This is a genomic window from Bilifractor sp. LCP19S3_H10 (assembly GCF_052119185.1).
Classification (GTDB): Bacteria; Bacillota; Clostridia; order Lachnospirales; family Lachnospiraceae; genus Bilifractor.
The window spans coordinates 1-665 of the sequence record NZ_JBQKFT010000063.1; the positions used below are offsets into that span (position 1 = coordinate 1).

Genomic DNA, 665 nt, shown 5'->3' on the forward strand with positions numbered 1-665 from the left:
GTGACACCCGATTCAGATATGACACTGTATGCTGTATGGGCGACAGGATATAAAATTACGTTTGATGGAAATGGAGGAAAAAATAATTACAGTGACGATGCGTCGTCAAGATGGACGCAAGAGGTTGTAAAGGGTTCCAAGATAAGGTTTGCACTTGCTTATCGGGAAGGATATGAGTTCAAGGGATGGAGTACAGACCAGAATGCGACGGAGCCGGAATGGACGGCTGACGAACTGTCTTCAGTGACACCCGATTCAGATATGACACTGTATGCTGTATGGGCGACAGGATATAAAATTACGTTTGATGGAAATGGAGGAAAAAATAATTACAGTGACGATGCGTCGTCAAGATGGACGCAAGAGGTTGTAAAGGGTTCCAAGATAAGGTTTGCACTTGCTTATCGGGAAGGATATGAGTTCAAGGGATGGAGTACAGACCAGAATGCGACGGAGCCGGAATGGACGGCTGACGAACTGTCTTCAGTGACACCCGATTCAGATATGACACTGTATGCTGTATGGGCGACAGGATATAAAATTACGTTTGATGGAAATGGAGGAAAAAATAATTACAGTGACGATGCGTCGTCAAGATGGACGCAAGAGGTTGTAAAGGGTTCCAAGATAAGGTTTGCACTTGCTTATCGGGAAGGATATGAGTT

Annotated in this window: 1 protein-coding gene; it reads left to right on the forward strand. The window is 44.7% G+C overall.

The features are described from left to right. Positions 1 to 665, forward strand: a 665-nt coding sequence (locus ACTQZS_RS15420) for an InlB B-repeat-containing protein (protein WP_441476602.1), incomplete at both ends; no start/stop codon positions are given.